This window comes from Pedobacter petrophilus (assembly GCF_009674725.1).
In the GTDB taxonomy this organism is placed as follows: domain Bacteria; phylum Bacteroidota; class Bacteroidia; order Sphingobacteriales; family Sphingobacteriaceae; genus Pedobacter; species Pedobacter petrophilus.
Genome location: NZ_WKKH01000016.1, coordinates 80124 through 103470, shown reverse-complemented (window position 1 = coordinate 103470; position 23347 = coordinate 80124). Strand labels below are relative to the sequence as shown.

13 protein-coding genes are annotated in these 23347 nt (G+C 40.5%); 4 read left to right on the top strand and 9 right to left on the bottom strand.

The genetic code is table 11. The annotated features are described in order from the left end of the window. Nucleotides 1–153: 153 nt before the first annotated feature. The 5 genes from GJU39_RS12170 to GJU39_RS12150 form a co-directional block, all read right to left on the bottom strand. Nucleotides 154–3252: a glycoside hydrolase family 2 TIM barrel-domain containing protein gene (locus GJU39_RS12170; RefSeq protein ID WP_154281073.1), complete on the bottom strand. Its 3099-nt coding sequence runs from the start codon at nucleotides 3250–3252 to the stop codon at nucleotides 154–156. A 190-nt stretch (nucleotides 3253–3442) separates the two neighbouring features. After that, complete coding sequence (locus GJU39_RS12165; protein ID WP_154281072.1) at nucleotides 3443–4705, bottom strand: NAD(P)/FAD-dependent oxidoreductase; 1263 nt, start codon at nucleotides 4703–4705, stop codon at nucleotides 3443–3445. 946 nt (nucleotides 4706–5651) lie between these two features. Continuing rightward, a complete protein-coding gene (locus GJU39_RS12160) occupies nucleotides 5652–7481 on the bottom strand; it encodes a glycoside hydrolase family 35 protein (RefSeq protein ID WP_154281071.1) in 1830 nt (609 codons plus the stop codon). Nucleotides 7482–7576: 95 nt separating this feature from the next. Continuing rightward, nucleotides 7577–9202, bottom strand: coding sequence for a RagB/SusD family nutrient uptake outer membrane protein (locus GJU39_RS12155; protein ID WP_154281070.1), 1626 nt, complete (start codon nucleotides 9200–9202; stop codon nucleotides 7577–7579). An 11-nt stretch (nucleotides 9203–9213) separates the two neighbouring features. Next, nucleotides 9214–12210: a SusC/RagA family TonB-linked outer membrane protein gene (locus GJU39_RS12150; RefSeq protein WP_154281069.1), complete on the bottom strand. Its 2997-nt coding sequence runs from the start codon at nucleotides 12208–12210 to the stop codon at nucleotides 9214–9216. A 538-nt stretch (nucleotides 12211–12748) separates the two neighbouring features. Between GJU39_RS12150 and GJU39_RS12145 the strand changes: the two genes are divergently transcribed. The 4 genes from GJU39_RS12145 to araA all read left to right on the top strand — a co-directional run bounded on the left by GJU39_RS12145 (nucleotide 12749) and on the right by araA (nucleotide 17179). After that, nucleotides 12749–12973, top strand: coding sequence for a CDGSH iron-sulfur domain-containing protein (locus GJU39_RS12145; RefSeq protein ID WP_154281068.1), 225 nt, complete (start codon nucleotides 12749–12751; stop codon nucleotides 12971–12973). A gap of 153 nt (nucleotides 12974–13126) precedes the next feature. Next, nucleotides 13127–14827, top strand: a complete 1701-nt coding sequence (locus tag GJU39_RS12140; protein WP_154281067.1) for a ribulokinase — start codon at nucleotides 13127–13129, stop codon at nucleotides 14825–14827. After that, nucleotides 14824–15525, top strand: a complete 702-nt coding sequence (locus tag GJU39_RS12135; protein ID WP_154281066.1) for an L-ribulose-5-phosphate 4-epimerase — start codon at nucleotides 14824–14826, stop codon at nucleotides 15523–15525. The genes GJU39_RS12140 and GJU39_RS12135 overlap by 4 nt, the downstream gene beginning before the upstream one ends. Before the next feature lie 163 nt (nucleotides 15526–15688). Next, nucleotides 15689–17179, top strand: a complete 1491-nt coding sequence (gene araA / locus GJU39_RS12130) for an L-arabinose isomerase (RefSeq protein WP_154281065.1) — start codon at nucleotides 15689–15691, stop codon at nucleotides 17177–17179. Nucleotides 17180–17483: 304 nt separating this feature from the next. Here the strand turns inward: araA and GJU39_RS12125 are convergent, their stop codons facing one another. The 4 genes from GJU39_RS12125 to GJU39_RS12110 form a co-directional block, all read right to left on the bottom strand. Then, nucleotides 17484–18497, bottom strand: a complete 1014-nt coding sequence (locus GJU39_RS12125) for a zinc-binding alcohol dehydrogenase family protein (RefSeq protein ID WP_154281064.1) — start codon at nucleotides 18495–18497, stop codon at nucleotides 17484–17486. Between the two features lie 103 nt (nucleotides 18498–18600). After that, nucleotides 18601–19389, bottom strand: a complete 789-nt coding sequence (locus tag GJU39_RS12120) for an L-fucose dehydrogenase (RefSeq protein WP_154281063.1) — start codon at nucleotides 19387–19389, stop codon at nucleotides 18601–18603. Between the two features lie 103 nt (nucleotides 19390–19492). Continuing rightward, entirely contained in the window at nucleotides 19493–21745 is a 2253-nt protein-coding gene (locus GJU39_RS12115) for a DUF5703 domain-containing protein (RefSeq protein WP_154281062.1), read from the bottom strand. A gap of 127 nt (nucleotides 21746–21872) precedes the next feature. Further along, nucleotides 21873–23300: a sialate O-acetylesterase gene (locus tag GJU39_RS12110; RefSeq protein WP_154281061.1), complete on the bottom strand. Its 1428-nt coding sequence runs from the start codon at nucleotides 23298–23300 to the stop codon at nucleotides 21873–21875. Nucleotides 23301–23347 lie beyond the last annotated feature (47 nt).

The window sequence follows — 23347 nt, the reverse complement described above, 5'->3', positions numbered from 1 at the left end:
ATTAAAGTGTCGTAGCCTCGCGCTACGACATTTTTCTAATTAGATATTAATGGATAAACGGTTAGGCTTCCTGTCATTCCGATTGCAGCGGAGAATCTCACACCTACAAAATACCAAACCCAACTTACCCTACCACGCTCCCTGTCTCCCAAATTACAAAACCCTGATCACAAAACCATAACTATATGATTTGCCTGAAAACCGATATTCATTTAATGGTTTAGCGCCCCAGGAGTTCAGTCCACCAACTCCTCGTTGAAACAAATCAACCGCCAGGATCGAATCTGAATTGGGTACAACATCAGATGGGTGCTGCTGTTTCTTCGTCACACCAGGATCCAGATCTTCCGGCAGGTTATTCGTAGCACTCACGGAAAGCGGTTGCAACCCGATAATCTCAACACCATTACCTTTTTTATTCAACAATTTTAACCAACGGGTATCGGTTTTATTTCCTGATTCCTGCGGACGGTAATATGGGTGCAGCTGATCTTTTACTTTACCAGTCCAGATTTTCATAAACGCATCTGCATTTCTGTCGATGTAATTTTCATCAGGGCCGCGGCCGTACCAGGTAAACTGATCATGGTCGCCAGACAAATTCATCAGCATGCCGAACCTCATCATTTCCGGGAGATCATCCGCAAGGGCCTGGTAAGCAGCCTGAACCTTTAAACTTCCATCACTATGAACGGTATAAATGAGGTTTACGATGGCAGAGATGCCCCTAAGTTTTGCCTCATACGAAACAGAAACACCCTCCGCACTTTTTTTCATGCCTTTATAATTGTAATTGATATTGAATCCGGCAGCTTCCCACAAACGCAAACTGCGTTGTGCACCCTCACCAAATTCGTTATCTGTTGGCGCGCGCCAGAAATTAAGACGCGGCAGTTCATTGAAAACATTTTTCCCATCTTTCGTCATTTTTAATAATCCCTGACCATTCTTTTGGGCGAACTCATATGCCACCTGATGGGCGTTCACTACGATTTTATCTCCCTGCTCTTCAGTTACGACCTCGCCAGCTTTAATTTTTTCGGTTTCAAAAAAGCGATTGGATTCAAAAGCAAATTCCTCTTTCGCCACCTCGAAACCAGCAGGAATAAACTGATCACCTTGTTTACGATACGCAAATACCTGAAGGAAATATTCTACCCCAGCTTGCTGTTCCATTTTTGGCAAATTGAGCTTAATGTCTTTTTTAGTATCGGCTGGTATGTTCATATTGAATTTGCCTTTTGCTACTTCCGCTCCGTTCTTCAATAAAACCCACTTATACTCGTAATTCTTCGACGTTAAATCTGTGAACTTAAAATCATTAATCACCGTAATTATTCCATTGGAGATGTCTTTTGGTTTGAATAAAATATTCTGATAAACCTTTTTAACAATGGCGGTATGTGGCAAATACTGCTGATCGGGCGAGATGATTCCATCCATACAAAAATTCTCACTATTCATTTTCTGGTAACCATTTAAGTCGCCACCATAAGCCCAATAAGCCCTTCCCTGCTCATCAGTTGCTTTAAACCCGTGGTTATACCACTCCCAGATAAAGCCCCCCTGCATGTTTTTGCTCGATCGCATCAAATCCCAATAGTTTTGAAAGTTACCCATGCTATTGCCCATGGCATGCGCATATTCGCACATAATGTAAGGGCGGCCGAGGTCTTTTTTAGCATCGCGCAGCATGCTTTCCCAGGAAGGATACATCGGGCAAATGATGTCTGTATTTCTATCTTTTTGATGCGCCTGCTCATATTGCACCGGCCTACTCGGATCGCGTTTCTTCGCCCAATCGTACAGATCGAAAAAAGCTTTCCCATTACTGGCCTCATTCCCCAACGACCAGAAAATCACCGAAGCATGGTTTTTATCCCGCTCCACCAAACGCACCATTCTATCCAGATGTGCATCATGCCATTCGGGAAAGTTCGATACATTTTCCGGTCCGTAACCCAATCCATGCGATTCTAAATTGGCTTCATCTACCAGATAAATTCCATATTGATCACATAGCTTGTACCACAATGGCGGTTGAGGATAGTGCGATGTACGAACGGCATTGATGTTTAATTCCTTCATTAGCTGAATATTCCGCATCATTACCTCTTCAGAAACCACCTGTCCGGTTTTAGTATTAAACTCATGTAAGTTTACGCCTTTAAAATAAATCTTCTTTCCATTAATGAAAACCTGCCCATCTTTGATCTCGATTTTCCTGAACCCAATTTTGTGGCTGGTAGCCTCAACAACATCGCCGGCACTGTTTCTTAACACCAAAAGCATGTTGTATAAATTTGGCGTTTCGGCAGTCCATTTTAAAGGAGCAGCCACTAAACCTGATAAATTAAGGTTCACTTCTTGTTCGGCCGGGAGTGCAACTGTGTGCTGCTTTTTAAAAACCGGATGATTTAGCTGATCCATCAGAACCACTTCTATGGTTTGCTGTTCGGGTTTTTTGCTATAGTTTTTTAAAGTGAGATCAACATCAAAAAGTCCGTTTTTGTAAGCTGCATCCAGGGTTGGGTGAGCGAAAAAATCAAGGATTCTGGTTTGGGCTGTGCTATACAAATACACATTACGATTGATACCGCCCATGCGCCACATGTCCTGATCTTCCAGGTAATAGCCATCACTAAATTTATGAACTTCGCAAGCCAATGTATTCATACCGGGTTTCAGGTATTGGGTAATGTCGAACTCTGCCGGACTTTTCGAATTTTCTGTATAGCCTACTTTTTGTCCGTTCACCCAAATATACATGGCATTTGTTCCGCCCTCAAAGTGAATCATCACCCTGCGGCCTTTCCAGTTTTCATCAACGGTAAACTCACGGCGATAGGCACCAACCGGCGAATCATTGCGATCAATAAAAGGTGGATTCGGCTTGAAACCAAAACCCTCACTTACGTAGATTGGGGTGCCAAAACCATTAAATTCCCAGGTACCAGGAACTGGAATAGTTGCCCAGTTTTTAACATCGAAATCCACTTTGTAAAAATCTTTCGGCGTTTCGCTAACTTTAGGCACCCATTTAAACTTCCAGAGCCCATTTAATGATTGGTAAAAACCAGAAGATTGATAATCATTTTTTAGCGCCAGATTTTGGTTGGCATAAGGGAGCGCAGTAGCACGGGTATTTTCTTTGTTAATGGCGTAAACCTGTGGATTTTCCCATTCGGGTGTTTCTTGTGCACAAAGATTGATGCTGAAAGATAGCAGCAACCATATCAAAAATTTATTCATTTGCCGTAATATTTTTAAAAGACAGGATCTTGGGTTTTATTTATCCCAATATACACCGGATGTCTCCTACTTCTTACTATCCTTTTAAAAATGGCAAAATCAAATGAATATTTGTCAAAATATGGTATTTCGGCTAGCACAATTATTGCGCTGATTCATCACTTGTTGAACCAGCGCAATGGGTTTTAATCTATTTTTTATCGTCTTCGCCATCCGGGCGGATAATTAAGCGTAAAGTAGGATCATTGGTAATGAAACTCCACAACCAGTTGAATGCCAGTTTTGCTTTATTACGGAAACCTGCAATTGGAATAATGTGGATGAACAACCAAACCAGCCAGGCGAAGAATCCCCTGAAAAATCCTTTAGGCAAATCTACTACGGCTTTGAATTTAGCAATAATCGCCATCGATCCTTTATCATTGTATTTAAAAGCTTTCATCGGTTTGCCCTGCTCCACCGCAGCTAAATTTTCACCGAGCAAATCGCCTTGCTGAATGGCTACCTGCGCCAGCTGAGGGTGACCGTTGGTAAATGCTGCATCGGTAAGTTGCAAACATTGGTCGCCTATGGCATAAACCCCTTTCAGGCCTTCTACATGGTTAAAAGCATCAACCAGAACGCGTCTTCCTTTTCCAACCGCCTCTTTCGGCAAGCCTGGCACTTCACGTGCAATTACACCAGATGCCCAGATTAGGGTGCTAGCTTCAATCTGTGTACCATCGGAAAGTGACACCACATTACCATCGTAATTCTGAACCAGCTTACCCAGCATAATTTCTACACCCAGATTTGTAAGTACTTTGATGGCTTCGTTCTGGCTTTTCTGACTCATCGGTGCCAAGAGGGTTTGTAAACCATCTACCAGGTAGATTTTACCCAGACCAGATTTTGCTTCCGGATAATCTTTTTTAATGATGTGACTTCCCATTTCGGCCATCATCCCGGCAAGCTCTACGCCTGTCGGGCCGCCACCGGCGATAACGATACTGGATAGCCTTTTCTTATCACTATCCTGCTCAGACCGTACCGCTTTTTCCAGTTGAAGAAGAATGTGGTTCCGCATCCGCAGCGAATCATCAATACTTTTCATCGGCAAGGCGTGTTCTTTAATCTGATCATTACCGAAGAAATTAGTTTCCGTTCCCATCGCCAATACCAGAACATCGTAATCAAGCACGCCATTATCGGTTACTACCTGCTGCTGCGCGGGAAGAATCTCTTGCAAAACCCCCATAAAAAACCGCGTACTGCTGTTGTGAAACATTTTACGGAACGGATAGATAATGTTCGATGCTTCGATAAAGGCTGTTCCAACCTGATATAATAGTGGTGGAAAGAAATGGTAATTATGCTGATCTACAAGGGTAACCTGATGAGACGTGCTTTTTGATAGCTTTTTAGCAAGATTTAAACCTGCAAAGCCACCGCCAATGATGACAACTTTTTTCATATAATATTTTTAATGCTAACCACGCCAGGTTCAGATTGTACAAATTAATTGAACATCAGCGCTCTTTTTTTGCCTGTTATCAACAGAACAAATTTAAAAGGATAAAGTTAGTATTTATTCATTTTATCCGAAGCGGATGCCAGGAATTACCTAATTTTCACCACTTGAACAGTGTAATATTTATAATAAAACTGATAGCGGATTAGCATTTGATATATAGTTCAGCTTATATGTCCTTCTTTTTCTTAGATGGTAAGGAAATATATTTAATTATCTATTTCGCAGATTAAAAATCTGCAGTTAGGTAGATCCGGATTATAAATCCGGACCAGCGCAAACAGTGTAATATTCATATTAAGGCTAATAGTGGATTAGCATTTGATTATAGTTCAGCTTATATTTCCTTCTTTTTCTTAGATGGTAAGGAAATATATTTAATTTCTATTCCGCAGATTAGAAATCTGCAGTTAGGTAGATCCGGATTATAAATCCGGACCAGCGCAAACAGTGTAATATTCATATTAAGGCTAATAGTGGATTAGCATTTGATTATAGTTCAGCTTATATTTCCATCTTTTTCTTAGATGGTAAGGAAATATATTTATAAATCCGGACCAGCGCGAACAGTGTAATATTCATATTAAGACTAATAGTGGATTAGCATTGGATATATAGTTCAGCTTATATTTCCTTCTTTTTCTTAGATGGTAACGAAATATATTTAATTATCTATTCCGCAGATTAGAAATCTGCAGTTAGGTAGATCCGGACCAGCGCGACCCTCGATCGTCTGCTTAACTTGATTCAGCATCTTTATCCACTCAATCAGTTCCTGAAATAAATTCAGGACGACACCTCGAATAGCCGCCATGGAATGATACTACACCAGCTAAAAAAAATGCCATCCTGAAACAATCAGAATGGCATTTAAAAATCAGCTAATTTTTTATTTTCTCACCTGATCTAAAATTGGTGTTGTTCTGGCTTCAAGCTCATTTTTCTCTGGCCTAAGTAATTCCAAAACGGAAATCTCATTCACCCCTACTTTCAACCACTCTTTCGGCACATAAATAGTCTGCTGTGGTCCGATAGACCAATATTTACCTAAATTGTGCCCGTTTAACCAAACCACACCTTTCCCCCAATTGGTCATATCCAGATACGTATCTTCAGCTTTGCTTAATTTAAAAGTTCCTTTTTGAATTACTGGTCCGTCCCCTGTTTTTAAACCAGACTGAGATTTTGCAGTAACGGCATCGATATGATTAAAAGGCAAACTGAATATTTCCCAGTTTTTAACTTCTGTTCCGGCGAAAGATACACGTTCGGTAATGCCTTTTTTGTTATCGAGCAGGTACTTGCCAAAATTGATCCTTCCCATATTCTCTACAAAAATATCAAGCTGCACCTCTCCTGCCGGCAATTGCATTTCCAGGCTATCCAGTAATGTTCTGCGGTCTAAAATTCCTACCCGCTTTTGATTTACAAATACCAGGGCATAATCCCTCAACTGTTTTACCTGCAGCAAACCTTTTCTGCCGCCGGCAATTTTGGCACGGTAAAGTACGTAGCCATAATCCTGTTTCAGATCTTCAAAAGTTAATGGTTTTTCACTTTTAACGGCCTTCGGAAGTGCGTTAAACACATTAACTTTATTGGTCAGCTTAAAAGGTTTGATCGCCATACTCGGCTTGTTTTTTGGAATCTCCGGAAGTTTTTCCCCTTTGGGAAGATGCTTTTCGATCACCGATCTAAACTGCCTGAATTTTTCGGTTACATTTCCGGCTTCATCCACAGGCGCATCATAATCATAACTGCTGGTCTGCGGTTCGTAGGGAGAAATATCTTTGTAGTTTGCACCATTCATAAAGCCCCTTGTGGTACCGCCATGAAACATATACATATTGATGGAAATACCCGCAGCAAGTACCGCATCCAGTTTATCTACATACTTTTCTACAGGAACCGTGTGATGTGGCGTTCCCCACCAATCGAACCAGGCCGGGTACCACTCTGCAATAAAATAGGGGCCTTTACCTTCGTGGTATTGATTAATGCCTTTTTTTACCCGTTCTGGATTATCCTGCCCGTTAATGGCTGGCAAAAGACCTTTTAAATGTCCGCCAACAATATCACTTTCGGGATCACAGGTATACAGTAGGCCATCAAAACCGGCTTCGATAAACATCTTTCTGTTGATGTCTAAATATTCTTTATCTGCAGCGTAAGAACCATATTCATTCTCCACCTGAACCATTAAAACATTGCCACCGTGATTAATTTGCAACGGCGCCAGTTGCTTTCCAACTTCGATAATGTATTTTCTATATTCTTCGAGATATTGTTTTTCCTTGCTTCGTACTTCCAGCCCTTTTTCGGTAAGTAACCAATAAGGATAGCCACCAAACTCCCACTCTGCGCAAACATAGGGGCTGGGTCTGAGGATTACCCATAAACCTTCTTCGGTCGCAATTTTAACGAAAGCGGCAATGTCGTTATTTCCGGAAAAATCAAACTTTCCCTTTTCAGGTTCGTGCAGGTTCCAGAAAACGTAAGTTCCGATGGTGTTTAAGCCCATGGCTTTAGCCATTTTCATTCTTGCCCTCCAGGCTTCGCGTGGCACACGTGGGTAATGAATCTCTCCTGAAATAATTTGAAAGGGCTGATCATCCAGCAGAAACTGAGCTTCGCCTAATTTAAAAGTGTGTTTTGCCTGCTGGCTAAATCCCTGAAGCGAAAGGCACAACAAGGTAATTAATAATAATCTGTTTTTCATTTAGAAGTATGGTAGTGTATCAGAGGCGTATTTTGTTGGGAAGAATAATAATCGGGCCATCCGCAGACGACCCGAAAAACTAACCAACTTTCTTTTTAGTAACCCGGATTTTGCGTTAATACCGCATCCTTGTTCAACTGGATCTCATTTAATGGAATTGGCAATAACAACGCTTTTGTAGTTAAGCCTGTAATGGGTTTAGAGGCATCGTTCGAGTTTAAACGAAGCGCACGTTCTACCAAAGTTCCGGTCCTCATTAAAGTCATTCTCCTGTTTTCTTCACCAATCAGCTCTCTTGCTCTTTCGTCAAGAATGAAATCTTTTGTCATTTCTGCGGCAGTAACCTGAGCGGCATTTGCCCTTGTTCTTAGTACATTAATAGAAGTAGCTGCCTGTGCTGTTTTACCTTGCGCTACCTGTGCTTCGGCAAGTAAAAGATATGTTTCGCCTAACCGCATTAAGATAAAATCTTTAATCATGGCATATCCAAAAGTATCATTAGGATCAAAAGCGCCCCACTTGGTGGTACTTGGGCAAATGTTAATTAAAGTATCGGGACCAGTGAATGGAACTTGTTTGCCATATCTTGCCGCATATATTGGGTTTGGATCGTTATAATAGTATTTTCTACGGATATTGTATTGAGAGTTACGGATATCGTTTCCTTTATACAAACCATAGAGTACCCAGTTGCTCAAACGCAATCTACCAATCGAACGACCACCTAATGAATCGGCCACTGCCATACCGGCAATATTATAGTAAGCTGCACCCCAAACCCTTCTTTGCTGTGGGCTATCGGTACTACCACCCACAACGGTATTAGGATTTTCTTGCTCTAATACCCAAATGACTTCTGTATTTCCTTGTGATCTTCTCTGGTTTCCGTATAGGAACATGTCTGAATAGTAGTCTCCCGCCTGGCTTGTTTTTACACCGTAACGACTTTTAATTAAGTTAAATTTACCACTGTTGATTATGGCCTGTGCCTGTTGCTCAGCCAAATCTGGTTTGCCTATTCTTAAATAAACTTCTGCTAAAAGCTGCATGGCCATAAATTTATTGGCTCTACCATACATTTTGCCTTTGGTATTGTTTTTTACGGCCTCAATATCTGGAAGATTTGCAGCAGCAAAAACTAAATCTGCCACGATAAAATCGTTTACATCTGCTATTGGTGCCCTAACAAAATCGATTTTTGGACCAGATAAGGCGTGTGTAATTAAGGGTACACCTCCAAATAGGGTTGCCAGGTTGTTATACGCATAAGCCCTGAAAAATTTAGCCTCAGCACTAATCAGGTTTTTACCATTTGCACTTATTGTTGTGGTACTTGGATTTTCTATTCCATCTACAATGATATTCGTTAAATTTACCATGATGTAATTTCTGTTCCAGGCTCGTGCCGCGCCGCCATCTGTGGATGCTAATGTTGCGTAATTGTAGTAAGGTATTTCTACACCTTGCTGGTTATTTGTTGCATTGGCAACATCTGTTCCTACTTGCCAAACGCTTGACCAGCCCTGCTGGTCAGACCAAGAAAATATGGTACCGGTGTGGTTATACAAACCAATTAATGAAGCCTCAAAACCAAGCGAATCGGTAAGGGTTAACGGTGTGTATGAAGAAAATGGTTTTTCATCCAAAAATGCTTTTTTGCAGGATGAAAATGCAAAAATTGCAAAAGTGAGTGATGTTATAATGGTTATATATTTTTTCATGATGATGATGATTAACGTAATGAAACATTTAAACCGAGAACGAAAGTTCTTGTTAAAGGGTAGTTATTGGTCCAGTCGCCAGATCCTCTTGAAGAATAATTATTTTCAGGATCCCAACCAACCCAATTAGTAAAAGTATGCAGGTTACGTCCGCTTGCATAAACGGTTAAGCTGCCTAAATGAAGCTTATCCAAAAGATTTTGTGAAAAAACATAACTTAAAGTCACATCTTTAATCCGGGTGTAACTGGCATCAGATGCATAACCGTAGCCTAAAGTATTGTTGTAAGATAACGCCGGGCGGGTTTGGCTTTGATTCTCCGGAGTCCAGTAACCAATTTCTGCAGGGGTATTTCTTCTGCCAGTTTCATCGCCATAAGTTAAATCCTGATTGTTTTTCGTCATGCCCTGAGCAGTTTGAATAAAAATGCTCAGGTTAACATTTTTGTAGTGAAAAGTATTCGTTAACCCTCCAGTCCATTTTGGTGCCGTTTGACCTAAAATCATCCTATCACCATCACCAGTTATTTTACCATCACCATTTAAATCGGCAAATTTCAAACTACCTGGTTTGGCTGTTGGATCTTGCTTAGACGCATCCTCTCCCGTTTGCCAAATGCCAGTCATTTTGTAATCGTAAATAACGCTGATTGGTTTTCCTAAAAACCATGTGTTTCCTAAATCGTCTTTACCATCACCATACAAATCGGTAATTTTATTTTTATTGGTTGCAAAAACAACCATGGTTTCCCAACGGAAATCTTTGCCTGTAAAGTTTTGAGTGTTTAGAGTTAGCTCCAAGCCCTTATTTGTAGTTTTGCCTATATTTCCCAGTACATTACCATAACCAGTTATAATAGGTAAGCTTCTTTTCAATAATAAACCGCTCGTTTTATTTTGATAAGCTTCTATGGTTCCAGAAATTCTGTTATTCAAGATTCCAAAATCTAAACCAATATTTGCAGTTTTTGTAGTTTCCCATAATAATGAAGAATTACCTAAGTTATTAGGAATTACCCCAATTGTACTTATGCCATTAAAAGGAAAGCGAACAGAGCCTTCTGTTGTAATTGTTTTATAAACATCAACTGCCTCATTACCCGTTTTACCGTAAGAAAGTCTCAATTTCAGGTTATTGATCGCTTTGATGCTTTTCATAAAGCTTTCATTGGTAATATTCCAGCCAATAGCTGCTGATGGGAAAACGCCGTATTTAGTTGTATTAGAACCAAAGACAGATGAACCATCTCTACGAGCAGTTAAAGTTAATAAATAACGGCTATCATAGGAGTAAAATAAACGTCCCATTTGTGAATTTAATCCATATCTATCCCGATAAGAGCCACTAGTTTGTGTAGCACCAGCACCAATATTATCTAATCCTAATTCATCATTGATAAAACCGACAGCACCTGCAGTAGTTGAATTATATTTACGTTCCTGTGAACTGTATAAAGCCGTAAAATCGAAATGGTGTTTTTCAATATCTTTAGAATAGGTTAAGATATTCTCAATGGTATAACTATTTGTAGAAGCATTAAAACTACTTGCTGTACCATTTAAATCGTTGGCTAAACGCCCCACATAACTGCCTCTTCTTTCAGGGAAATAAGTATATCCTGCATTAAATCTATATTTTAATCCCGTTAAAACACCAGGAAACTTAATCTCAGCATAACCATTGCCATTAATGTTTGTTGTTCTGCTAATCTGCGTAGTATTTAAGCCCAATAATGGATTGGTGTATAATAATTCAGGCTCCATTGGGAAAATCTTGTAAGATCCGTTTGGATTATATTCCTGTCCATACGGACTCATTGCGCTTGCCAGTAGCAAATTTGCCCTTCCACCATCAAACTTATTACTGGTTAAAAATAAAGAAGTACCTACTGTTAAAAAACTCGTTACATTGATATCTAAGTTTGACCTTAAACTCACACGGTTAAACTGATACCCTTTAATTACGCCTTTTTGATCAAGATAATCACCAGAAATGAAGTATTTTACATCGGGAGATCCTCCAGAAATGCTTAAATTATGATCCTGGATTTTACCCTGTTGCGTAGATTCAGCTATCCAATCAGTGGTTGTACCAGCATTATAGGCTGCAAGTTCACCATTATTCGGCACCGGTTTGGTTTGCGTCTGGTTGGTTTGTTTCAGGAAATCGGCATATTTCTGAACATATTCTGCACCGCTACGGGGTTCTAAAATATGAGCTAAATTATCTATACCTGCATAACCACTGTAACGAATAACAGGTTTACCGGATGTTCCTCTTTTAGTTGTAATTAAAATAACTCCATTAGAACCATTTGTGCCATAAATTGCTGTAGCACTCGCGTCTTTTAAAACTTCTACAGATGCAATATCGTTCGGGTTGATGTCATTTAATGAACCGCCTGTTTTACTTAATGGTACCCCATCTACAACAACGTATGGTCCACTGCTTGCTGTAATAGAGTTTTGGCCCCTGATTAATGCATTTGGCTGGCTACCCGGTACAGATGAAGTTGTAGTTACATTCACACCTGCAACAGCACCTTCTATGGATTGAAGCACATTCGTTACCGGAAGCTGAGATAGCCTCGCTTTCGGTACAGATACCACAGAACCTGTTACATCTGATCTTTTTTGTGTACCATAACCTACTACAACCACTTCGTTAAGTGTTTTGTCTGATTCTTCTGCAAGCGAAAAATTTAGTTGAGTTTGATTTTCTAACACAACTGTTTTCGGTGCATAACCAATAAAGGTAACCACCAAAGTTTCGCCTTTGGCTGCAGCAATTTTATATCGTCCATTGCCATCTGAGATAGCGACTTTCGATGTTTTTTGATTTTTTATGGTTGCACCGGGAATTGGCGAACCTTTTACGTCAAGAATAACACCTGATATTTCTGCGTTTGTGGTTTGGGCATATAGACTGTTGCCGCTGATACTTAAAGAAAGTAGGATGGCAAAAAGTCCAAATATGCGCCCTAAAGGGGATAGTAATTTTTTTAGCATAATTGAATTTGGTTAGTTTATTTGTTTGGAGTGGATTCGATTTTCGAACCAGATTACCGGCGCTTTTTTTAGTTCAGTGCCTTTTTTTGATCGCCAGATGTGGCGCTTAAGCGTAGCCGTTATAAGTCATAAATTTTTATATTTGATTAAATCAAAGAAACCATAAATATTCCATCATAGTGAGGGGCAATACGGTAATTAATAGGGGTTAAATTGATAATATTCATCAAAAACACTCCTGATGTAACATTTAAATAGCTTTGAAAAAACTTTTCCAGCGTTCTGGAAAGAAAGTTATCAAGGCTGATTTAGTGCATTTAAACAGGAATATTGAAAGTTAGATGGTTAATAGCTTTGACCACTTTTATAGCGTTCCGGAAAGAAAGTTATCAAAGCTGATTTCTGAAAGTTCAAAACACTTGATTTTTCGCTGCAATTTTGCTAAATCATCAACCGAATGGAACGTTTCTAAACTGCATTATCATTATTTAAATCAACAAACTTTGCTTTACTTTTGGGCCATACAAACAAAACAAAAATGGCTAAAACTAAACTAACAATAAACAACAACGGGTCGGTAAAAATTGAAGGAGATTTCGAAATTGTTGACAAAAACGGAAACAATTACGGATTACAGGGAAGAGAAGTATTGTCAATTTGCCGTTGCGGTCTTTCTCAAAATAAACCTTTTTGCGATGGCGCACATAAAGGTCATTTCGAACACGATGCAATAGCTTTTGATTTGCCTCCGAAAAAAGTATAAACAATAATCTTACGCAGAGCCTTACAGAAATGTAGGGCTTTTCTTTTGGCTAAACTTCTTAAAAACAACATACTTTAAAATTTCTTTTAACAAAGTTTCATAAAATTTTTTAATCCGAATAAATAAACGTTAATTAGACGATTATTTATTGTTATGAGCGCAGCAAACTATGTAATTGGCGTAGATTACGGAACGGACTCTGTTCGTTCGGTTCTGGTCGACACCGCAGATGGAAAAGAAATTTCAGCTTCTGTTTTTCTTTATCCCCGATGGCAAAAAGGTTTATATTGTAAACCATCAGCCAATCAATTCAGACAACATCCGTTAGATTATATTGAAGGTTTAGAACACACCATAAAAGCCTGTATTGAAAAGGCTGGCGGTGCAGAAATCGCTCAATTGGTTAAAGGAATCTCTATTGATACCACAGGTTCCAGCCCCGTTGCTGTTGATGCCACTGGTACTCCACTGGCACTAACCCCAGGTTTTGAGGAAAATCCAAATGCCATGTTTGTGCTTTGGAAAGACCATACCGCGGTTAAAGAAGCGGCTGAAATTAATGAGCATGCAACTAAATTCCCGGTTAATTATTTAAAATATGTTGGTGGAATTTACTCTTCTGAATGGTTTTGGTCGAAACTTTTACGCATTCTTCGTATAGATTCTTCAATTAAAAAAAGTGCAGAATCGTGGGTTGAACATTGCGATTGGATTCCATTTCTACTTTGTGGCGGGAATGATGTTTCCGCTATGAAACGCAGTCGTTGTGCTGCCGGGCATAAAGCTTTATGGGCTGAGGAATTTGATGGATTACCTCCAGAGGGTTTCTTCAGCAGTCTGGATCCATTATTAGCCGATTTTAGAGAGAAATTGTTTGCTGATACTTACACATCCGATGTTGCTGCCGGAACATTAAGCCCTGAATGGGCAAATAAATTAGGCTTAAGTATAGATGTGGTTATTGGCGTGGGTGCCTTTGATGCTCACATGGGTGCCGTTGGTGGCCAGATTGAACCTTACTACTTAAGTAAAGTAATGGGCACCAGTACGTGTGATATTTTAGTTGCCCCTAACCAGGATTTACACGGTAAACTGATTGGCGGTATCTGCGGACAGGTAAATGGTTCGGTAATTCCGGGGATGGCTGGATTAGAAGCGGGTCAATCTGCATTTGGTGATGTTTATGCCTGGTTCAAAAACTTAATTAGCTGGCCGTTAAATCATTTGCTTACTGCATCTGATTTAATTGACGAAGCCACAGCAATTGCTTTAAAAGAGGAACTGGAAGGTAAAATCATTGCCAATTTAAGTAAACAGGCTGAAGCGCTGGAAGATGATGACTACGCTGAACTGGCCATTGACTGGTTAAACGGCAGAAGAACGCCGGATGCTAATCAAGAACTTAAAGGTGCCATTACAGGTTTAGGTTTAGGGACAGATGCTCCAAGATTCTTCCGCGCTTTGGCTGCTGCAACCTGTTTCGGTGCTAAAGCCATTGTAGATCGTTTTAAAGAACAAGGCGTACCGGTAAAAGGAATTATTGGGATTGGTGGTGTGGCTAAAAAGTCGCCTTATATTATGCAAATGATGGCTGATGTTTTGGAAATGCCGATCAGAATTCACCGTTTCGAACATACCTGTGCTTTAGGTGCAGCCATGTTTGCCGCAGTTGCTGCTGGTCTTTACCCAAATATTGAGGCTGCAATGGCCGCTATGGGAACCGGCTTCGAAAAAGAATACATCCCAAATGTTAAAAAGCAGAAATTGTACCGCCAACATTACCAGGCTTATTTAGGTCTCGGCAGATACCTGGAGAAATACAATAAAAAAGACGTTAAACCTTACTTGTCATGAGCAATTACCAGGACATAAAAGAACAGGCTTATCAAGCCAATATGCAATTACCCAAGTTGGGTTTGGTGCTCTTTACTTTCGGAAACGTGAGTGCAGCAGACCGGACTAAGGGTGTTTTTGCCATTAAACCGAGTGGTGTACCTTACGAGGATTTATCACCAGAGAAAATGGTAATCGTAGACTTCGACGGAAACACCGTTGAAGGTAGTTTACGCCCATCTTCAGATACCAAAACCCATGCTGTTTTATATAAACATTGGGAAGATATAGGTGGAGTAGTACATACCCACTCTACCTATGGAACGGCCTGGGCCCAGGCGCAGAAAGCCATTCCTATTTTCGGAACTACCCATGCCGATCATTTAACCGTTGATATCCCTTGCGCTGCACCAATGGATGATGCCATGATCAAAGGAAACTATGAATATGAAACTGGCTTTCAGATCATGAACCATTTTCAAAGCCTGGGTTTGAGTTACAAAGAGGTAGAAATGATTCTAGTGGGTAACCATGCGCCCTTTACCTGGGGAAAAACAGCTGATAAAGCCGTTTACAATAGTGCCGTTTTAGAAGCAGTAGCGCAAATGGCTTTACTCACGCAACAGATTAATCCACAGGCACCGAAGCTGAAGGATTCTTTGATTGAGAAACACTTCGAACGGAAGCATGGTGCTGGTGCGTATTATGGACAGGTTTAGTTAGTCGGGAGTCTTTATTTCAGAGTCTTTAGTCCTGAGTCTTTAGTCCTGAGTCAATGGTTATGAGTTGAAAGTGCCGGATCATAGATATGGAGCGGAACTTAAGAGTTGGGCAGTTGGAACTGGGCTTAAATAAAAAGAATAAATTAAAAATAATATAGTAATGATTGATTTAAAGAAATTACAAGTGTGGTTCATCACAGGTACACAACATTTGTACGGTGAAGAAACCTTAAAACAAGTAGCAGATCATGCACAGGAAGTTGCTGATTCGTTAAACCAAAATGGAAATATCTCTGTATCGGTAGTGTACAAACCAATTGTTAAAACAACTGAAGAGATTTTCGAAACGCTGCAGCAGGCAAACATTGATGAAAATTGTATCGGTGTAATGACCTGGATGCACACCTTCTCTCCTGCTAAAATGTGGATCAGGGGTTTAAATGTTTTACAAAAACCACTCCTCCATTTACACACGCAGTTTAACCGCGATATTCCATGGAATACCATTGATATGGATTTTATGAACCTGAACCAAAGTGCTCATGGCGACCGTGAATTTGGTTTCATCGTTTCGCGGATGCGTAAAGACCGTAAAGTGGTGGTTGGCCACTGGCTGGATGAAGAAGTAGCAAAACAAATTGATACCTGGTGCAGGGCTGCTGCCGGATGGAACGACTGGCAAGGTGCTAAATTTGTTCGTTTCGGTGATAACATGCGATTTGTTGCCGTTACCGATGGCGATAAAGTAGAGGCTGAAATGAAATTTGGTTTTTCTGTAAACACTTACGGAATTGGTGATCTTGTAGCGGTAATTAATGAGGTTGGTGAAGATGCTGTGCAGGCTTTATTGAAAGAATACGAAGAAACCTACGACATGGCTGACGATTTAAAAGCTGGCGGTGCGAGACATCAGTCGGTTTACGATGCGGCAAAAATTGAGTTAGGTTTAAGAAAATTCTTAGTTGACGGGGGTTTCAAAGGTTTCTCTGATACTTTTGAGGATTTACATGGCATGATTCAGTTACCTGGAATTGCTGCGCAACGTTTAATGGCAGATGGCTACGGTTTCGCCGGAGAAGGCGATTGGAAAACAGCTGCGCTTGTTCGTGCCTGTAAGGTAATGGGCGCTGGTTTACCGGGTGGAAATGCATTTATGGAAGATTATACTTATCATTTCGATCCTGCTGACTCCATGGTACTAGGTTCGCACATGTTAGAAGTTGATGCTTCACTCGCAAATGGCAAAGCAAGTTTAGAGGTTCACCCGCTGGGGATCGGTGGCAAAGCAGATCCGGCACGTTTGGTTTTCAACGTGGGTAGCGGCGATGCTTTAAATGCTTCTTTAATTGATATGGGAAATCGTTTCCGTTTGTTAGTGAACGAAGTAACCGCTGTAGAAGCAGTTCATGATTTACCTAATTTGCCTGTTGCACGCGTGCTTTGGAAACCACTTCCAGACATGAAAACGGGTTGTGCAGCCTGGATTTACGCAGGTGGTGCACACCATACGGCTTATAGTCAGAATTTAACCACAGAACATTTATCAGACTTCGCAAACATTGCTGGTTTGGAATATATCAACATTGGTGCGGAAACCAAAATCAATCAATTCAGAAATGAGTTGCACTGGAATGAGGTTTTCTACAAATAGTCACATTAAATAGACGCTCAATCGGGAGGCTCGGGATAAATCCTGAGCCTTTTTTGTTGGCCACCGGATTTTGCCGCAGATTCGCTTATTATAAAATTGATAATCTGCGAATCTGTGGCTATTATTAATGTAATACTACCCTGAATATTCGGAGTAAGCATCCATTAAGGCTAAGAAAGATGCTGAAATGAATTCAGCATGAAGACCGACTAAGTAGACCCAAGCGAAAATATTTGCCAGGATAATGCAAATTAATGTCAGATAACTTCAATTTAATCTGCATAGAAGCGAATTCTGCAGGATACTACATTTTAACCATCGCCTTAATTACACCGTTTTTCGGGTTTAACCAGCTTTTGAAATTATCTTTAACTTCCTCAAAAGAAACCTGGTGAGTAATATAAGTCGTTGGCTTTACTAAACCAGCTTTCATGGATTTAATTACATGCCCGAAATCTTCCATATTGGCATTTCTGCTGCTCATTAAAGTAGATTCCCTTTTATGAAACTCAGGATGGTTGAAAATCAGATCGCCTTTTTGCAGGCCGATTAATACAAACCTGGCACCATGCGCCATATAATTAATGGCATTATTAATGGCTTTCTGGTTTCCGGTGGCATCAATCACTACCGTAGGCATGTCACCATTCGTAATTAGACCTAACTGTTCCGTAACATCTGGTGAAAGCGCATTGATGGTATAAGCCACGCCAAGTTTTTCTTTACAGAAAGTCAGTCGGTCGTCATTGATATCCAAAGCAATTACATTTCCTCCTGCAATTCTTGCAAATTCCATCGTACCTAAACCAATCGGACCAGCACCAATCACCAAAACAAATTCACCAGGTTGCACATCAGCTCTGCGAACTCCATGTGCACCAATTGCCAGTGGTTCTACCAAAGCCAGTTCATCATAACTTAAGCCTTCGCCATGTAAAAGTGTTCTGGACGGAACCTGCAAATATTCACGCATACCACCGTCTACATGTACTCCGCAAACCTGCATTTTCACACAACAATTTGGCTTATTCATCCGGCAGGCAATGCATTCGCCACAGTTAAAATATGGAATAAAAGTTACTGCTTCTCCGGTCTGGAAATCGTTCCGTCCATCAATTTCTACCAGTTCGCCCGAAAGCTCATGTCCTAAAACCCTTGGGTAATTGAAAAAGGGTTGAGTGCCCTCAAAAGCGTGAAGGTCGGTTCCACAGATGCCGATTCGTTTTATTTTGATAATTGCATGGTCCTTCTTTAATTCAGGTCTTGCTGTTTCTGAATATTCAAAAGTTCCGGGAGTTGTACAGGTTAAGGTTTTCATTTTTTTAATGATTGAATTTTGAAATGAATGAATTATTGAATGTTTTAATAGCAATTGGCAAAAACCACTCTATCATTCAAAATTCAATCATTCTCTAATTTATTTACGCGTTTGCAAGTGCCCTGTCTAAGTGAACGTAACCACCATCTACATGAATAATTTGCCCGGTAGTGTGGCTTGATTTATCCGACAATAAAAAGGCGGTCATGTTAGCGATTTCTTCTGCAGTTGTCATTCTGTTTTCCAATGGGATTTTAGCCGTAATTTCATCCAGTTTCGCCTGAGCATCCGGCAAGGTTTCAATCCAGGTTTCATAAGCGGGCGTCCAGCATTCTGCCACCACTACAGCATTAACCCTGATACCATACTTCAGCAGCTCCACAGCCCACTCGCGGGTTAAAGCATTACGACCACCGTTTGCAGCGGCATAAGCAGAAGTATTACCCTGGCCGGTTTCGGCTGTTTTTGAGGTAATGTTTACGATAGCCCCCTTACTTTTAATCAACTCTGGTAGCGCATGGTGCGCCATTAAATAGTAATGAACGACATTTTTATGCAAAGAGGCCATGAAATCTTCATAGTTTCCGTGCTCCAGGCCTACGCCGTCATTTACTCCTGCATTATTCACGAGCCCGTCGATTCTGCCGAATTGTGCTACAATGGCTGCAATTACATTTTTACAATCTTCGGGATTAGAAAGTTCCGCAACAAACTGAGCTGCCTGTCCGCCATTTTCTTCAATTGCCGCAACAACTTTTTGGTTGTCTTCCGCTTTTCTGCCTACAATTACTGCAATCGCATTTTCTTTGGCAAATACTTCTGCGATGCTCCGGCCGATGCCTTTTGCCGCGCCAGTAATTACTACAACTTTTTCTTTTAAATTTAAATCCATATTTTTTTTTCCTAATTATTGAATTAATGAGTTCTGAATTAGAGAATGTGTTAAGCATATCGCTATGACATTCTATCCATCTCTCATTCAAAATTCTCTCATTCTATTGTTTTATCAGTATTTTCACATCTGCCTTTCTCGATTCTGGCAGCACTTTTAAACTTGCTATTTTCCCATTTTTTAATTCTACTTCAACGGTTGTTTGATAAGGTGCGTGAAGTTTGAAATGCACATCCCAATCTTTCGGCCACGCCGGGAACAAAAATATTTTCTTTCCATCTACCTGCATCAGCATTTCCTGCAATCCAATCATTCCGGAGCCGCCCCAGTTGTGATCTGGTGTCCAATCGAAGCCAGGCCCCCAAAAAGCAGGGAATCGGCGACCAGAATCTTTTAGTTTTTCAGTTGTCAATTTAGCAGCATCTTCTGTTAATCCTAATCTTGCTGCAAAAATATTATCCTGTTTCCAGCCCACATGGCTTCTGAATTTAAGCACATCGGGATCAAATTTGAACGTATTCACTGCGGTATCCAAACCTGATTTTCCTATACCATAAATCCCCCAGGGGTACACCGGATACAATTGTGGACTTTCAGTATTATTAACACGCTCCCAAACTTTTGCCGGGGAAATAGTGGTCTTCCCGTCGAACTGCCGAAAGTTCATCGGCGGAATCATCTGAAGCATTTCCGCCCATTCCTTTTTCTTACCCTCAGGCAAAGATGGGTGTTCTATAAGACGCTCCAATACTGTTTTTAAGCCGGCAATGGTGGACGTAGAATTGTATGCCATCTTATATGTTTCGGCACCAGAACCGGGATAGAATACCAAATGACCGTTTGCATCCAAAGCCTTCGCGCCACGTTGCTTCGCCAGATAAGTATAGTGTTCTTTGAAAAAGGTCAGCGAACTTTCGATTAGAGGAAGGTAACCATCAATGTTACGATGATCATATCTCTCTGTTTCAAGGATCATCATACAGAATTCTAAAACCGTATCCCATTCATATTCCAGCCAGGCATTGTATTCCATTCCCTGGTTATAACCAGCCGGCCGTTTCCACCCATATTCAGCCGGGTTTGGCAGGCCAAAATTTTCAAACTGTTCGGTGAAACTGGCACCTTTATGTCCCCAGGCAGCTTCCGTTCTGATTTCCGCATTTTTCAGCAAGTTGAGGTAGAAATCAAACTGAGGTTTCATCAGATCAAAATCGCCACTTTTTAACATTGGCCAATACACCAGTCGCTGGTTTTGAGCAGTATGCGTGCCTCCTCCCCAATTTCTAAAATCAGGTGTGTAATTTAAGGTAGAATCTGTAAGCTGGGGATCATAAGTAAATAAGCCACCGTTGAATTTGGTTGGGTATTTACCGAAAGCATTACACCCCAACATATAGCGAAATAACTGATAGTTTCTGGATGATTGATTGGCTCGTTCATCTTTTGAACTGATATCAATAAAACTCTTATTCCAGTAATCATTCCACCATTTTATGCTTGCTTTTTGGTTTGAATTTAGGTTTACCGCATATAATTCTCTTTCCCAATCCGGGATTTCAGTTTTGCTTGTGTTTAAAGTGATTGTGATCTCTTCGCTTAGGCCTGGCGATTTACTTTTTAATTTCCAGCCCTGAAAAGGTGTATTTAAATACGTTCCGGCGTAATTACCAGATGGAATCATATTCTTTCCTTGCATTGAACCGCCGAAAATCAAGTTTTTCAATGGATTAAATAAATTAGTTTTTCTATCTTCCAAACCTTGTTGCTTTACAGCTACATCGAAAACAGTTTCAGGTTTATTTTGATGATAAAACTGAATGCCATTATTTTTAAAGGCAATGTCATCCTTAAAAGTTTTTATGATGCCTTGTGGTGCCCATTTATAGGAATTCTGGTTGTTCTCTTTACCTTTAGTAATCCGGTCTTCGAAACGCCAGCTTTCGTAACTTGCCTCAGTCGTTATTTTTTGCTTTGATTTAATATCGAGATGAATAACCGGAGTAAACACATCAACCCAAACTTTAATTTGAATGTTTGAACCTCTGATTTGAGCGTAACCATCTTTCCATACCAATTCTTGCTTAAAGGTATTGCCTGCAAAAGGATTCGGGCTAAATTTCAGTTTTACCCGGCCAAGTTTGAGCAAGGTATTGTTTTCATCAAAGGTTCCGCTACGCGATAAGTAGAGATAAACTTCGCCTTTCTCCACCCAAAGGTTTAAACCTATATCGCCACCACCAACAGGCATCGATTCGGATGAATTTTTGCTTTGAGTAGTCCAGATTACGTCTTGAGCTTGTATTTGGCTTGTTGGAATGAAACACAAAAACACGAAAACCGCTAAGAAATGGTTCAAAAATAATGCTGAAAATTTCGACCATATAAGGCCTTTAAGGACAGTCAAGTTCTTAGCGCAAGTACTTGATGTTCTTTGAGTCTTTATAGTCAATTTTATATCAGTGGTAAAAATCATTCTTCTCTTTCTAGTTATCCCAATCATCCGTACGGAACGAAGAAACTGGCAAACCATCGTTACCGAATAAATCGCCATTTACAAAATCTTTAAATGCATACCGCACTGCTACCGGCACTTTCACTGCTGCTGCTGATACCGATACGCTACTTCCATTTATTACTGCTTTCGCAGGATAAAATTTCTTATCCGCACCAGCAATCTCAAATAAAGACAATGTTTTACCAAAGGAAGTTATACCATTTGGAACGTTCTGAAATTTCACAATTGCTTCGCTTTTCTCAACGGTTAATGAAACATAGGCCGGACTTACACCCCCAAAGCCTTTTACCCCATAGGTTTGTGCCAGCGCCAGATAAGCCAACCTTTCACCGCCTTGCTTTTTATTGGCAGGATGAATGGAGTTTTCTTCGCCCAGATCCAACAATACGGCCATGCCGGAATTGGAGATCGTGGATAACGACTTGCGCTGTGCATCTCTGATAAAAGCAGAATTGTTAATCTTCGTTCCTTTACCAGCAGTGGAATAATTGTAGCTAAAAGGCGCGATCTGCGCATAATAGAAAGGAAACTCACCAATCTTCCAATGTTCGCGCCAGCTGGAAACCATTGCCGGGAAGAGTTTTTCATATTGATCTGGTCTTTCAAAGTTGGATTCGCCCTGGTACCAGATTGCGCCCTTTATGCTATAACCAATTACGGGGTATAACATGCCGTTGTATAATGTGGTTGGCGTGCGGCTTACTTCTTTTATGGAGTCTCCTTTAGATGGGATTTTAATCTCTGGAAAGGGTTTTAAATCTTCGGGCGACATCCACGCTTCGATTGTTGACCCACCATAACTATCATTGATGATCCCGATAGGAACCGTTAACACTTCACTCAGCAACTTGCCAAAGAAATACCCTGTTGCACTAAAATTCGACACGGCTTCTGGTTCGGCCATTTTCCATTGAGAAGGTTTGCTATTGTCTTGTTTTTCGGTAATTGAAGAGCGTGGGACAGTATATAACCGGATGTTTTTGTTTGTAGATTTCAGAATCGCTTCGGCAGAACCTACAATGGGCTGACTTTTAAAGCCTTTCATCGGCATTTCCATGTTCGATTGCCCGCCACAGAACCAAACTTCACCAATCAGGATATCTTTTAAAACCAACTTCTCCCCATCATCGAATTCCATTTCGTATGGGCCGCCGGCTTTAGGCGTAGCTACTTTTACCCCCCATTTTCCATCCTGACCGGCTGTGATTTTATAAGTTTTTTTATTCCATGAGGTTTTTACTCTCACGCTCGAAGATGGTTTTGCCCAACCCCAAATGGCCACTTCACTTTGCTGCTGGAGCACCATGTGATCGGTAAAAATTGAAGCGGGTTTGACCGTGGCAGATGCAACGAGGCAATAAGCAAGATTTAAAAATATCGTAAGTTTTAATTTCATATTAATTTTATGGTTTTAAAGCATTCGTCACCCTGAATTTTTCATTT